At 69.1% G+C, this 12,666-nt stretch carries 15 protein-coding genes; 7 read left to right on the top strand and 8 right to left on the bottom strand.

Annotated features, from left to right (window positions below):
* Window positions 1–240: 240 nt before the first annotated feature.
* Genes nhaA through QMO76_RS28405 form a run of 3 tightly spaced genes read left to right on the top strand, consistent with a single transcriptional unit; the run spans window position 241 to window position 3,004 of the window.
* Complete coding sequence (nhaA, locus tag QMO76_RS28415; RefSeq protein WP_306364416.1) at window positions 241–1,470, top strand: Na+/H+ antiporter NhaA; 1,230 nt, start codon at window positions 241–243, stop codon at window positions 1,468–1,470.
* A 48-nt stretch (window positions 1,471–1,518) separates the two neighbouring features.
* Window positions 1,519–2,028: a phage holin family protein gene (locus QMO76_RS28410; protein WP_306364401.1), complete on the top strand. Its 510-nt coding sequence runs from the start codon at window positions 1,519–1,521 to the stop codon at window positions 2,026–2,028.
* 22 nt (window positions 2,029–2,050) lie between these two features.
* Window positions 2,051–3,004 (top strand): alpha/beta fold hydrolase, encoded by a 954-nt coding sequence (locus QMO76_RS28405; RefSeq protein WP_306364400.1) that lies wholly within the window; start codon window positions 2,051–2,053, stop codon window positions 3,002–3,004.
* A gap of 39 nt (window positions 3,005–3,043) precedes the next feature.
* Here the strand turns inward: QMO76_RS28405 and QMO76_RS28400 are convergent, their stop codons facing one another.
* The 4 genes from QMO76_RS28400 to nth are packed head-to-tail and all read right to left on the bottom strand — an operon-like array spanning window position 3,044 to window position 6,322.
* Window positions 3,044–4,237 (bottom strand): MarP family serine protease, encoded by a 1,194-nt coding sequence (locus QMO76_RS28400; protein ID WP_306364399.1) that lies wholly within the window; start codon window positions 4,235–4,237, stop codon window positions 3,044–3,046.
* The gene (locus tag QMO76_RS28395; RefSeq protein WP_306364398.1) at window positions 4,234–4,974 is read right to left on the bottom strand and encodes a CoA pyrophosphatase; all 741 of its coding nucleotides are present in this window, start codon (window positions 4,972–4,974) and stop codon (window positions 4,234–4,236) included. The genes QMO76_RS28400 and QMO76_RS28395 overlap by 4 nt, the downstream gene beginning before the upstream one ends.
* Window positions 4,971–5,603 (bottom strand): TlpA disulfide reductase family protein, encoded by a 633-nt coding sequence (locus tag QMO76_RS28390; RefSeq protein ID WP_306364415.1) that lies wholly within the window; start codon window positions 5,601–5,603, stop codon window positions 4,971–4,973. Before QMO76_RS28390 ends, QMO76_RS28395 begins: the two co-directional genes overlap by 4 nt.
* A gap of 38 nt (window positions 5,604–5,641) precedes the next feature.
* Complete coding sequence (nth, locus tag QMO76_RS28385; RefSeq protein ID WP_306364414.1) at window positions 5,642–6,322, bottom strand: endonuclease III; 681 nt, start codon at window positions 6,320–6,322, stop codon at window positions 5,642–5,644.
* 268 nt (window positions 6,323–6,590) lie between these two features.
* Between nth and QMO76_RS28380 the strand changes: the two genes are divergently transcribed.
* Window positions 6,591–6,833 carry a hypothetical protein gene (locus tag QMO76_RS28380; protein ID WP_029932752.1) on the top strand — a complete coding sequence of 81 codons (243 nt, stop codon included), beginning with the start codon at window positions 6,591–6,593 and terminating at the stop codon, window positions 6,831–6,833.
* A gap of 316 nt (window positions 6,834–7,149) precedes the next feature.
* The gene (locus QMO76_RS28375; protein WP_011206875.1) at window positions 7,150–7,824 is read left to right on the top strand and encodes a Crp/Fnr family transcriptional regulator; all 675 of its coding nucleotides are present in this window, start codon (window positions 7,150–7,152) and stop codon (window positions 7,822–7,824) included.
* A gap of 256 nt (window positions 7,825–8,080) precedes the next feature.
* Here the strand turns inward: QMO76_RS28375 and QMO76_RS28370 are convergent, their stop codons facing one another.
* The 3 genes from QMO76_RS28370 to QMO76_RS28360 form a co-directional block, all read right to left on the bottom strand.
* On the bottom strand, window positions 8,081–8,890 hold the full coding sequence (locus tag QMO76_RS28370) for an MBL fold metallo-hydrolase (protein ID WP_306364397.1): 810 nt from the start codon (window positions 8,888–8,890) through the stop codon (window positions 8,081–8,083).
* Between the two features lie 217 nt (window positions 8,891–9,107).
* Entirely contained in the window at window positions 9,108–9,587 is a 480-nt protein-coding gene (locus tag QMO76_RS28365) for a RidA family protein (protein WP_306364396.1), read from the bottom strand.
* Window positions 9,587–9,751: a DUF4177 domain-containing protein gene (locus QMO76_RS28360; protein WP_085996322.1), complete on the bottom strand. Its 165-nt coding sequence runs from the start codon at window positions 9,749–9,751 to the stop codon at window positions 9,587–9,589. Before QMO76_RS28360 ends, QMO76_RS28365 begins: the two co-directional genes overlap by 1 nt.
* Before the next feature lie 172 nt (window positions 9,752–9,923).
* On the opposite strand from QMO76_RS28360, the gene QMO76_RS28355 reads away from it, so the two are divergent.
* A complete protein-coding gene (locus tag QMO76_RS28355; protein ID WP_306364413.1) occupies window positions 9,924–10,943 on the top strand; it encodes an ArsA-related P-loop ATPase in 1,020 nt (339 codons plus the stop codon).
* A 2-nt stretch (window positions 10,944–10,945) separates the two neighbouring features.
* A complete protein-coding gene (locus QMO76_RS28350; protein WP_306364395.1) occupies window positions 10,946–12,130 on the top strand; it encodes an ArsA family ATPase in 1,185 nt (394 codons plus the stop codon).
* A 106-nt stretch (window positions 12,131–12,236) separates the two neighbouring features.
* Here the strand turns inward: QMO76_RS28350 and QMO76_RS28345 are convergent, their stop codons facing one another.
* Window positions 12,237–12,560, bottom strand: a complete 324-nt coding sequence (locus tag QMO76_RS28345; RefSeq protein WP_029932757.1) for a WhiB family transcriptional regulator — start codon at window positions 12,558–12,560, stop codon at window positions 12,237–12,239.
* Window positions 12,561–12,666: the final 106 nt, after the last annotated feature.

The following is a 12,666-nucleotide window of genomic DNA, read 5'->3' as shown; positions in this document are numbered from 1 at the left end:
GAACGTCTTCGAGGCCATCCGGGCCCGCCGGGCCTGAGCACACCCTTGGCGCGCGAACGGCCCTGTGACCTGCGCAGTCACAGGGTCGTTTCACTCCGAGTCGGAACATTTCCGGCAAACCATTAGAATCCCGTAAAGGTGTGCCGGGAAGTCTGGTCGGCATGCGGCATGCGGCCGGTCGCTCTCGGATGGGTTTCGCACGCCGCTGTTCTGTCGAACCGGCTGAAAGGTGCCCGAGTGATCACCCAGGTCCGCTCCGAGCTCTCCCGCTACCTACGGACCGAAACATTCGGTGGCGCGCTGCTCCTCATCGCCGCCGCGGCCGCCCTGATCTGGGTCAACTCCCCGTGGGGCGACAGCTATACGACCATGGTCGACACCCGGCTGGCGATTCCGCCGCTACATCTGGATCTCACCCTGGCCGACTGGACCAAGGACGGTCTGCTCGCCATCTTCTTCTTCGTCGCCGGGCTGGAGCTCAAACGTGAGCTGGTGGTCGGTGAGCTCGCCGACCGCAAGAGCGCGTCCCTGCCGATCATCGCGGCGTTCGGCGGCGTGCTGCTGCCCGCGCTCATCGCCGTCGCGGTCGGCTGGGGCGTGGAGGGCATGGACCGCGGCTGGGCCATTCCGGTGGCCACCGATATCGCCTTCGCGCTGGGCGTGCTGGCGCTCACCGGTTCCCGGATTCCGGCCGCCGCGCGCGTATTCCTGCTGAGCCTGGCCGTGGTGGACGACCTGATCGCCATCATCCTGATCGCCGTGCTGTTCACCACCACGGTGAAGATGCTGTGGCTGCTGGCGGCGATCCTGTGCTTCGCGATCTGGTGGGTCGGACAGAAGTACCGGGTGAGTACGCCGATCCTGTACGTGCCGGTGGCGCTGGTGGCCTGGTATGCGCTGCACGAGGCGGGCATCCACCCGACCCTGGCGGGTGTGGCACTGGGTCTGTTGACACGGGTGCGGCCGGATCCGGACGAGGACGAGCACTGCGTGCCCGCGGCCAACCTCGAGCACTTCTTCCAGCCCATCTCCGCGGCCTTCTGCGTGCCGGTGTTCGCGCTGTTCGCCTCCGGTGTCACGCTGAACGCCGACGTGTTCTCGGAGATCTTCACCAACCGGCTGGGACTGGCCATCGTGCTCGGCCTGCTGGTGGGCAAGACCGTGGGCATCTTCGGATTCGCCTGGGCCGCAATCCGGCTCGGACTGGCCACGAAACCCACCGATCTCGCCTATCGGGATATGTTCGCCCTGTCGGTCCTCGGAGCCATCGGCTTCACCGTTAGCCTTTTGGTGGCAGAACTCGCACTCGCGGATGTCGGCGACGGCTCCACGGTGGAACTCGCGAAGGCGGCCGTGTTGCTCACGTCGTTGGCGGCTTCCCTGGCAGGTTCGGCGCTACTGTTGCGTCGTGGCCGTGCTCACCAGGCGGCGCGAGACGAGCGGGCATTGCAGGAACAAGAGAGTGACTGACCGGGCGGTACCGGGACGGGTCGACTGACACGGAGAAGGGTCGAGCAATTGAGCTTCACACAGGGCGGCAACGGTCAGGAAGGGCGTCATGCCCGAACCCTCACCTCGATTCCACTGTCCGAGGTCGATGCTCGCTCCGAAAGCATCGGCGGGCTGGTTCGTGATGCCACCGAGCAGATGTCGACGCTGGTGCGCGCCGAGGTGGAGCTCGCCAAGGCCGAGGTGACATCGGAGGTCAAGAAGGGCCTGCTGGGCAGCGTCTACTTCATCGTGGCGCTGGTCGTGCTGCTGTACAGCTCGTTCTTCTTTTTCTTCTTCCTGGCCGAGTTGCTGGACGAGTGGCTGGAGCGCTGGGCCGCGTTCCTCATCGTGTTCGGATTGATGATCGCGGCGGTTCTGGCGTTCGGCTTCCTCGGCTGGCGGAAGGTGAAGAAGCTGCGCGCACCGGAGAAGACCATCGAGTCGCTCAAGGAGGCGAAGACCGTGCTGCCCAGCGGTTTCGGCGCGCCCGGGGCGCACGAGGCCGCGCCGGGCTCGCTCGACAAGTTCCGGGCGTAGGTCTTCCATTACGCTTCCGGGCGTGTCGTCGAACTCGCTTCCTGATCCGTCCAGCGTCCGCTACGAGGGCCCGTGGACCCATCGGGACGTGCATGCCAACGGCATTCGCTTCCATGTGGTCGAAGCGGAGCCCGGTGCCGGTGCGCCGCCGATCGATCCGGATACGCCGCTGGTGGTGCTGCTGCACGGTTTCGGCGACTTCTGGTGGTCCTGGCGGCACCAGCTCACCGGGCTCGCCGAGCGCGGATTCCGGGCCGTGGCGGTGGATCTGCGCGGCTACGGGGATTCCGACAAGCCGCCGCGCGGTTACGACGGCTGGACCCTGGCCGGTGATGTGGCGGGGTTGATCCGCGCGCTCGGGCACACCGAGGCCACGCTCGTCGGACACGCCGAGGGCGGCCTGGTGTGCTGGGCGACCGCCGTGCTGCACCCGCGGGTGGTGCGGTCCATCGCCCTGATCAGCTCACCGCATCCGGCGGCGCTCAAGCACATGGTGCTGCGCGACGGACGGCAGCGGCGCGCCTGGCTGCCCAATTTCCTGCGCTACCAGCCGCCGCGCTACGGGGAGCGGCTGCTCACCAAGTCCGGCGGCGCGGAGATCGAGCGGCTGCTGCGGCAGCGGGTGAGCGAACGCTGGTCGCACACCGCCGAGTTCGCCGACGCCGCCGCCCGGATGCGCGCCGCCATCCGCATCCCCGGTGCGTCGCACTGCGCCCTGGAGTACCAGCGCTGGGCCTTCCGCAGCCAGTGGCGGCCGGACGGCAAGCGCTTCATGGCGACCATGCGCGAACCGGTGCGGGTACCGGTCCTCGCCCTGCACGGCGACGGCGACCGCTACATCCTCGCCGCCACCATCCGCCGTGGCCGCCGTCTCTCCCCCGACCGCCGCCTGGTGGGCATACCCGACGCGGGCCACTTCGCCCACCAGGAGAACCCCGAGGCCGTCACCGCCGAGTTGGCCGAACTGCTGGCCTAGCCCGCGGGTTCCGGACCTCGCGCCCGAGCCGGCCCCCGGTCAGCTCAGCACGCACTGCCCCGTGGCCACCGGCGCGGTGAAGGCGGACGCGGTGTCCAGCTCGCCGCGAACCTCGTTGAGCGTCAGCACGTACCCGGTGTCCTCGTCGGTGACCGCCGCGCCGAACACGACGCCGAGCACCTGCCCCTCGGTATCCACCAGCGGTCCACCGGAGTTGCCCGCGCGTACCAGCCCGCGCACGGTGTACACCTCGCGCTGCACATTTCCGTCGCGATAGATGTTCGGCCCCTTGAGGTCCAGCGTCTCCCGCACCCGGGCGGCGCTGGCCGAGTAGGCGCCGCCGCCGGGGTACCCGAGCACGATGGAGCTCTCGCCGGCCGCCGCCGGTTCCGACGCCAGCGGAATGACCGGCGAGGCCAGTCCGGGCACGTCGAGGATCGCGATGTCCTTCATCGGATCGAAAAGCACCACGGTGGCCGACAGCGGCCCGCGCACGGTGTCCACGCTGACCTTGTTGGTGCCCGCCACCACGTGCGCGTTGGTCATCACGCGTTCGGGCGCGACCACGAATCCCGAACCCTCCAGCGCACGTTGGCAACTGGGCGCCTGCCCGCGAATGCGCAACACGCTGAGCTGCAACTGCTGCGCCACCGGCAACCGCAGCACACTCGCGTCCGGCGGCTCCACGGCCGCCACCGACACCTGCCCGAACGGACCGATGACATCGGGCAGTCCGGAGGTGTTGAGCAGGCTGGAGAATTCGTTGGGCAGCTTCCGCAGCCAGTCCGGCGCTACCGAGTTCACCTCGCCCAGAACCCGCGAATTCTGCACGGCCGCAGCGATATTCGGCTGCGAGGAGCTGGTCAGCGGCAATGCCAGCAGCCATGCGGTGGCCAGTACCGCCGCCGTCTGCAGGCCCGCCCCGACCACGCTGTCCACACTGCGGGTGAAGGGGTCGCGCATCCCGCTGCGGGCGGCGCGCCCCAGCACCATGCCCGCCACCTCGCCGATGATCACCAGCACGACGATGAGCACCACGCCCACCAGTACGCGGCTGCGTCCCTCGCTCAGATGGATGAGGATGTGCGGCGCGATGAGGATGCCCGCGACGGCGCCCAGCACGACCCCCAGGAAGGCTAGCGCCGAGGCGACCGCGCCCTGCCGCCACCCGGAGGAGGCGGCCAGCAGCGCGATGATCAGGACACCGAGGTCGAGCCAGGCCGAGGCGCTCATAACGTCATCCCTACCGCGGCCAACGAGGCCTGTAGATCACGCACATCGTGATGGTCCCATTCTTTCTCCCAGCCGGATACCGCGAGTAGCCCCGCGAGCACGCCCGCGGTGAATCCCCAGACCAGCATGCCGTCCACCGCGAACGCCGGACCCATGTATCCGAGCGGATGCCGCACCACGAACCGGTTGGCCGGATCGAGCAGCTCCGACAGCGGCACCCGGGCCACCCGGGTGGCCTCGGCCGCGCTGACCACCCCCACTTCCCCGGGGGTGCGCCAGTAGCCGATCACGGGGGTGACGTCGAAACCCGACGGCGGCACGAAGATCTTGGGCAGGACGGCCAGCGGCTGCACGTCGCCGGGGTCCAGGCCGGTCTCCTCCTCGGCCTCCCGCAGGGCGGTGAAGATCGGCCCCTCGTCGCCGGGGTCGACCGCGCCACCGGGGAAGGCGACCTGCCCGCTGTGCTGGCGCAGGGTGGCGGCGCGCTGGGTGAGCAGCACATTCGCGTCCTCGGGCATACCGCCGGGCGCGCTCGGGTCGGGCTCGGGCGCTCCGCCGAACAGCACCAGCACGGCGGCGTCGCGCGTCATGCCGGTGGCACCGGCGACCTTCCGCACGGCCTTGCGCATCACGGTGCGGCGCAGCACCGGATTGATGCCGGTGGGGTCGGCCGGATCGTGTTCGACCACCCCGCGCAGCCACTGCGGCACGCCGTCGGTGGAAATCTCGTATCTCATGCCTGCACTCCGAGCTGGGCGTCGACGGTCGCCGCGATGTCGTCGACGCTGGTGAAGGTGCGCCGGACGATATCGGCCACGGTGCCGTCGGCCCGCAGCAGCACCGACTGCGGGTAGTAGGGGCCGGTGCCGACCGCGGCCCGCACCCGGGTGCCGGGGTCCGCCACGCCCGGCAGGTGTACGCCGAGGTCGGTCAGTCGCGCCAACGCCTTCACCGCATCGGGATCACTGTGCACGGTCAGCACCGTAACCGCACCGGCGGCTCGATCCGAAAACTGTTCCAGCAGAGGTAGTTCCTCGGCACACGGACCGCACCAGTAGGCCCACAGGTTGAGCAGTGCGGGTTTGCCCGCCAGGGCGGCGGCCAGATCGACGGGCCGCCCGTCGGCCAGGCAGGTCAGCGTGATGCCACGCAGCGGGCTGTCGCCGACGGGCGCGCCGCTCGGAGCCGGGCACGCGGCCAGCGCGGCCGCGGCGCGATCCTGTTCGGACACGGCCGGAACGGGCCGGTTCGCGCCGTCCTCGGCGGCGCTGTCGTCGCTGCTCTCGCGCGGCCACAGCGCCACGGTCAGCGCGACGGCCACCACGACGGCGACCAGCGCCCACCGCAGCACCGGCCGGTGCGACAGTCCACGTGATCTCTGTTCGTCCCCCGAACGCTCGGGTCTCACAGCCCCACCAACTCGAGCAGATGCTCGGTCTCCGGCCCTTTCACCAGGGCGGCGGCGGTGGCGGGATCGGTGGGTCCGGTGCCGTAGGAGGGGCAGTCCTTGGCGAGCAGGCAGGCCCCGCACGCGGGTTTGCGGGCGTGGCAGACGCGGCGGCCGTGGAAGATCACCCGGTGCGAGAGCATGGTCCAGTGTTTGCGCTCGATGAGGGCGCCGACCGCATGCTCGATCTTGACCGGGTCGTCCTCGGTGGTCCATTTCCAGCGCTGCACCAGGCGGCCGAAGTGGGTGTCGACCGTGATACCGGGCACATCGAAGGCATTGCCGAGGATGACGTTGGCGGTCTTGCGCCCGATGCCGGGCAGTTGCACGAGCTTGTCGAGGGTGTCGGGTAGCTCGCCGTCGTAGCGCTCCGTGAGCGCCTGGCCCAGGCCGATGAGCGCGGACGCCTTGTTGCGATAGAAACCGGTCGGCCGGATGTACTCCTCCAGCTCGGTGCGATCGGCTTCGGCATAGGCGCGCGCGTCGGGATACTTCGCGAACAGCACCGGGGTGGTCATGTTCACCCGCACATCGGTGCACTGCGCGGAAAGAATTGTGGCGACGGCCAATTCGAGGGGCGTGGTGAAATCGAGTTCGCAGTGCGCGTCGGGAAATGCGACGGTCAGATCGCGGTACATCCGCCGGGCGCGGCGCACCAGACCCGTCCGGGTCTCATTGCGGCGCGGATTCGCTTTCGCCGGTCGCTCGAACGCTCGCGGGACGGTGGCGCTTTCGCTCGTCGCCGCGGGCACGACGGCATCGGCGGACCGCGCTTTACCGCTTCGCGCGGCAGCGCTGGATTCGGAGACACGCACGCGTCCACCTTACGGAACTCGAACCGGCCGACAACCGGGCTGAGCACCTCCCGTGTTCCATCTGAGACCTTCGCCGTGTTTACTCACCCGTATGCAAGGACTCGCTGTGGTGCTCTTCCCGGTGGTGCTGATGCTGTTCGCACTGGGGATGGAACGAGTCGAGAACCGGCTCCGCAAGCTGCTCGAACCGGACGAAGAGGTGCGGCAGTACCTGGATAGGGCGACGAATGCCGAGGTCAGCGATCTGACCAAATTGGGACTTCCGGCCGCTGCGGCGCGCCCGCGGCCGCGGCGGACCCGCGGTGAAGCCATGGATGTGGCGCAGGCCAGCTGAGAACCGCACAGCAGCCGCCCCAATGCGACGCGACCGACCCGCCGGTTGCGAAAGTTACGCGTGTCGCAGAATTATGTTCTGTGTGTCGTGAGCACCGGACCCGTGTGTCACAGGAAGCGCACCCCGTGTCGCTGTAGTGGGCTTCTGTGCGTCGTGAGGGCCGACGGCAGGCGTCGTGAAAATGGGCGCAGCATGTCGGAGATCGAGCGCGGCGCGTGGTGTCTATCACTACCCGGACATATTGCAAAGTAGACTGCACTGTCGGCCGAATCAGCTTCGGTCCAGGACAGAGCCATTTCCCATAAGGAGCACATTCGTGGACGAGGCCCTCGCCAGAGCAGGCATCTTCCAAGGCGTCGAGCCAACCGCCGTGGCGGCCCTCGCCAAACAGCTTCAGCCCGTGGATTTCCCGCGCGGCCATGTCATTTTCAACGAGGGTGAGCCCGGCGACCGCCTGTACATCATCACGTCCGGCAAGGTGAAGATCGGCCGCCGGTCCCCGGACGGTCGGGAGAACCTGCTGACCATCATGGGCCCGTCGGACATGTTCGGTGAGCTGTCGATCTTCGACCCGGGCCCGCGGACCTCGACGGCCACCACGGTCACCGAGGTGCGCGCGGTGACGATGGATCGCGACGCGTTGAAGTCGTGGATCGATCAGCGGCCGGAGATCGCCGAGCAGTTGCTACGGGTGTTGGCGCGCCGTCTGCGCCGCACCAACAACAACCTCGCCGACCTCATCTTCACCGACGTGCCGGGTCGTGTCGCCAAGGCGCTGCTGCAGCTCGCACAGCGGTTCGGCACCCAGGAGGCGGGCGCCCTGCGCGTCACCCACGACCTCACCCAGGAGGAGATCGCCCAGCTGGTCGGCGCCTCCCGCGAGACCGTGAACAAGGCCCTGGCCGACTTCGCGCACCGCGGCTGGCTGCGCCTCGAGGGCAAGAGCGTGCTGATCTCCGACTCGGAGCGCCTGGCCCGCCGCGCCCGCTGACGCCGGGGAGAACCACAGAATCGCGGAGGCCGGGTCGTCACCACACCGGTGACGACCCGGCCCACACGCGCACGAATATCGGCCCGCACCGGTACGCCCCGGCCGTGGCCGCCACCGGTCTCCCGGGCTGCTTCGGCGGTCGCTGCGAACCCGCCGTCTCACCCGCTGCACCCGCGTCGCCGGTGCGGCGGGATGAATCGGACGCCGCAGCAGGCCGGGCCGTCACCGGGAGTGGCGGCCCGGCCTACTCGCACGACTACCCGTGGCTGCGGATGTAGGCGAGTTGGGCCTTCACCGAGCTGTGGGCCGCGGGCCAGAGACGCTTGTCCACATCGGCGTAGACGTGGGCGACGATCTGGAGCGGCCTGGCCTTGGGGCCGAGCTTCGCCAATGCGTCACGGACCTGTTGGAGACGTTCCTCGCGATGCTTCAGGTAGTACCCGATCACCGGTTCGGCGTCGAGGTGGTCGGGGCCGTGGGCCGGGAGCAGCGTTCGGCCGGGCGCGGTCTCGGCCAGGCGTCGCAACGAGGCCAGGTAGTCGGCGAGGGCGTCGTCGCGGGATTCCAGCACGGTGGTGCCGCGTCCGAGCACGGTGTCGCCGGTGAGCACCGCCGCGTCGGTGTCGTCGGGACCGTCGAGCAGCAGGCTCACCGAGTCGGTGGTGTGGCCGGGGGTGGCCAGCACGGTCAGGCGGATGCCCGCCGCCTCGATGACCTCGCCGTCGGCCAGTTCCGCGCCGCCGCCGTGCAGGAAGCCCGGCTCCACGGCCCGCACCGGCGTTCCGGTGAGCCGGACCAGCCGGTCGATGCCGCCGGTGTGGTCGTGGTGGTGATGGGTGATGAGGGCGAGCGCGATATCCCCGTCGGTCGCGCGCGCGATCGCCTCGGAGTGCGCCCGGTCCTCCGGCCCCGGATCCACCACCACCCACCCCGACGCGTGCGGTGCCCGCAGCAGCCAGGTATTGGTGCCCTCCAGCGTCATCCGCCCGGGATTGTCGGCCAACAGCACCGCGGCGCTCGGCGTCACCTGTCGCACCCGCTCGTACGCGGGATGGTTGAGGGTCATACCCCGTCCTTACCGGATCGAGCCGCCACACACCAGACCCGCCCCCCGACACCAGACCCGCACCCCTACACCCCCGCCCCTCGCGTCACCCCCCGTCGGTTCGCGGCGCGTCTCGGTTCTGGACCGACGGAGCGGGGGAGCGAAGCGGAGGAGCGGAGGAGGGAAGAACCGAGACCTTCAGCGCCGCGAACCCGCCCGCAGCGCAGCGGAGGGCAAATCAAACAGAGCGCACCTCGGCGATGAGTTCGACCTCGACCGGGGTGTTCTTCGGCAGCTCGGAGACGCCGACCGCGGAGCGCGCGTGCACGCCCGCCTCGCCGAAGACCTCACCGAGGAGTTCCGACGCGCCGTTGATGACGACGGGCTGGTCGTTGAATCCCGGTGCGGAGGCGACGAATCCGACGACCTTCACGATCCGCACCACACTGTCGAGCCCGACGAGTCCGTGCACGGCCGCCAGCGCGTTGAGCGCGCAGTACTTGGCCGCCTCCTTGGCCTCCTCCAGGCTCACCTCGGCCCCGACCTTGCCGACGGCGGTGAGCTCACCGTCGCGGAAGGGCAGCTGGCCGGAGGTGTAGACGTGGATGCCGCTGCGGGTGGCGGGAATGTACGCCGCGACGGGTGCCGCGACCGGGGGCAGCGTCAGCCCCAGCTTCTCCAGGTTCTCGGCCCAGTTGGTGGCCGCTGCGGCGCTCATCAGTTCTTGGGCCGCTTCAGGTAGGCCACGTGCTGCTCACCGGTCGGTCCGGGCAGCACCGTGACGAGCTCCCAACCGTCGGCGCCCCACTGATCGAGGATCGCCTTGGTCGCATGCGTCAGCAGCGGCACGGTCGCGTATTCCCACGCGGTCACATCACTCATGGGGTGAGCGTAGAGCTCGGGTGCGGCACACGGCATCCCCGGCCCTCCCGTCCGCACCGAACGGATCGGGAATCGGCCGGTCGAAACGTGGTGTACCAGACAGTCCTCGTCATCCTCTGGGCAGGAATAAGGAACGAGTTATAGGCTCGCCAACGTGGGAGTACCGATCGCAGTGCCCGTTTCGGCGGAGCCAGGGGTCCAAACAGGATGGCCGCAGCGGGCCGAGAAGGCCCGCCTGCACTATGTCTCGGGGAAAGGGGGGACCGGGAAGTCGACGGTCGCGGCGGCGTTGGCGCTCGCACTGGCGGCCGGTGGTCGTCGGGTGCTGCTGGTGGAGGTGGAGGGTCGGCAGTCCATCGCCCAGCTCTTCGACGTACCGCCCCTGCCGCCCACCGAGACCCGCATCGCCACCGCGGACGGCGGCGGTGAGGTGGTGGCGCTGGCCCTGGATGTCGAGCATGCGTTCCTGGAGTACCTGGACATGTTCTACAACCTGGGTTTCGCCGGGCGGGCCATGCGCCGGGTGGGCGCCATCGAGTTCGTCACCACCATCGCGCCGGGGCTGCGGGACGTGATCCTCACCGGCAAGATCAAGGAATGCGCGGTGCGCGTCGACAAGTCGGGCAAGCCGGCTTACGACGAGATCGTCATCGACGCGCCGCCGACCGGCCGCATCGCCAGCTTCCTGGACGTCACCCAGGCCATGGCGGAGATCGCCAAGGGCGGGCCGATCGCCGCGCAGGCCGAGGGCGTGTCCAAGCTGCTGCACTCCGAGCAGACCATGATCCACCTGGTCACACTGCTGGAGGCGCTGCCGGTGCAGGAAACCGCCGACGCGGTCGCCGAATTGACCGCGGGCGACCTGAATATCGGCACGGTGATCGTCAACCGGGCGAGCGAGGGCTACCTGCCGCGTCCCGTGCGGGCCGAGGCCGCCCGGGGCGAGCTGGACGCCGAGGCCCTGAAGTCCGGTCTTGCCGAGGCCGGAATCACGCTGTCGGAGCAGGATTTCCAGGGGCTGATCACCGAGGCCGTGGAGCATTCGGCGCGGTTGCAGGCGCAGGACGAGAGCGCGGCCGACCTCGCCGAGGTGGACATCACGCGGCTGTACCTGCCGTCGCTGGCCGACGGCATGGATCTGGGCGGGCTCTACGAGCTGGCCGAATACCTGAGCGCGCAGGGGGTTCGCTGACCATGATTCTTCCGGCAAGTGCGGTCCCGCTGGACTTCTCGAAGATCATCAAGGATCCGTCCGCGCGCATCATCGTGTGCTGCGGATCCGGCGGTGTGGGCAAGACCACCACCGCCGCCGCCATCGCGCTGCGCGCCGCGGAGGAGGGCCGTCGCGTGGTGGTGCTGACCATCGACCCGGCGCGGCGGCTGGCGCAGTCGCTGGGCGTCTCGGATCTGGGCAATACCCCGCAGCGGGTGCAGCTGGGCCCCGACGCCAAGGGCGAGCTGTACGCCATGATGCTGAACATGCGCCGCACCTTCGACGAGATGGTGCTCGAGCACACCAGCCCGGAGAAGGCCGAGCAGGTCTTCGCCAATCCGATCTACCAGACGGTGGCCTCGTCCTTCGGCGGGACGCAGGAGTACATGGCCATGGAGAAGCTGGGCCAGCTCGCCGCCAAGCGCGAGTGGGACCTGATCGTGGTGGACACCCCGCCCTCGCGCAATGCGCTGGACTTCCTGGACGCTCCCAAGCGGCTCGGAAACTTCCTCAACGGCCGCATGATTCGCGTGATCATGATGCCGGGCCGGGGCGTGGGCCGTCTGGTCACCGGGGCCATGAGCCTGGCGCTGCGCGGCGTGTCCACCATCGTGGGCGGGCAGCTGCTCAAGGACGCCTCGCTGTTCCTGCAGTCGCTGGAGTCCATGTTCGGCGGCTTCCAGGATCGCGCGGACCGCACCTACGCCATGCTGTCGCGGCCGGGCACCCATTTCGTGGTGGTGGCGGCGGCCGAACCGGACGCGCTGCGGGAGGCGTCGTTCTTCGTGGACCGGCTCTCCACGGACAAGATGCCGCTGGCCGGGCTGGTGCTCAACCGCACCCACCCGGTGCTGAGCTCACTGTCCGCGCAGGAGGCGCTGGTGGCCGCCGACCGGCTGGCACCGGCGGACGGCACCGAGAACGCCGAGGCGAACACGGCCACACTGACCGCCGCCGTACTGCGCATCCACGCGCACCGCGCCGAGACGGCCCGCCGCGAGCAGCACCTGCTGCACCGGTTCACGGGTGCGCATCCGCGGGTGCCGATCGCGACCGTGACGGCGCTGCCGTTCGAGGTCGCCGATCTGGAGGCGCTCCGGGCGGTCGGCGCACAGCTCGCCGAGGCCGAAACATCCTCCAAATCAGTAGCAATTGGACATAAGTGACCCTCCGCCGATTGGTACGGTCTGTTCGAAACGACCGATTCTGCCCCGGAAACGGACCGAGCCCGCTATATGCGGGCTCGGTCCGTTCTGCCAATCGGTATACGGGTTACATCGCTACCTTCTGCTGACGCTGGACGCGGAAGAAATCCGCCCAGGACGTCACCTCCGGGTGCTGCTTCAACAGCGCCCGGCGCTGCCGCTCGGTCATGCCGCCCCACACTCCGAACTCGACGCGATTGTCGAGGGCGTCAGCGCCGCACTCCATCAACACCGGGCAATGCCGGCAGATGGTGGCCGCCTTGCGCTGCGCCGCGCCACGCACAAACAGCTGGTCGGGATCTACTTCCTTGCATCGGGCCTGGGAAACCCAGGCGATTCTCGCTTCGGCCTGCTCCACATCCAATCGAGCGATCGGGGTAGTCATGTGCATTTGGTGTGCCCCTTTGCAGTCCGAACACCGGGTCACGGCGCTCCAGAATCGCGTACAGCGCGCAGCTACCCAACCCCGCTGCGTCCTGTACCACATTCCACTTTGA

Source organism: Nocardia sp. CC227C (assembly GCF_030767025.1).
Classification (GTDB): domain Bacteria; phylum Actinomycetota; class Actinomycetes; order Mycobacteriales; family Mycobacteriaceae; genus Nocardia.
The sequence above is the reverse complement of the archived record's forward strand: the minus strand, read 5'-3'. Positions and strand labels throughout refer to the sequence as shown.

What these genes read in the sequence shown, in the direction of transcription:
- QMO76_RS28365 (WP_306364396.1), bottom strand. Translation starts at nt 9,587, where the DNA reads ATGAGCGCCGCAGCGGCCACCAACTGGGCCGAGAACCTGGAGAAGCTG.
- QMO76_RS28370 (WP_306364397.1), bottom strand. Translation starts at nt 8,890, where the DNA reads ATGACCCTCAACCATCCCGCGTACGAGCGGGTGCGACAGGTGACGCCG.
- QMO76_RS28395 (WP_306364398.1), bottom strand. Translation starts at nt 4,974, where the DNA reads ATGAGATACGAGATTTCCACCGACGGCGTGCCGCAGTGGCTGCGCGGG.
- QMO76_RS28350 (WP_306364395.1), top strand. Translation starts at nt 10,946, where the DNA reads ATGATTCTTCCGGCAAGTGCGGTCCCGCTGGACTTCTCGAAGATCATC.
- QMO76_RS28380 (WP_029932752.1), top strand. Translation starts at nt 6,591, where the DNA reads ATGCAAGGACTCGCTGTGGTGCTCTTCCCGGTGGTGCTGATGCTGTTC.
- QMO76_RS28345 (WP_029932757.1), bottom strand. Translation starts at nt 12,560, where the DNA reads ATGCACATGACTACCCCGATCGCTCGATTGGATGTGGAGCAGGCCGAA.
- QMO76_RS28400 (WP_306364399.1), bottom strand. Translation starts at nt 4,237, where the DNA reads ATGAGCGCCTCGGCCTGGCTCGACCTCGGTGTCCTGATCATCGCGCTG.
- nth (WP_306364414.1), bottom strand. Translation starts at nt 6,322, where the DNA reads ATGTACCGCGATCTGACCGTCGCATTTCCCGACGCGCACTGCGAACTC.
- QMO76_RS28360 (WP_085996322.1), bottom strand. Translation starts at nt 9,751, where the DNA reads ATGAGTGATGTGACCGCGTGGGAATACGCGACCGTGCCGCTGCTGACG.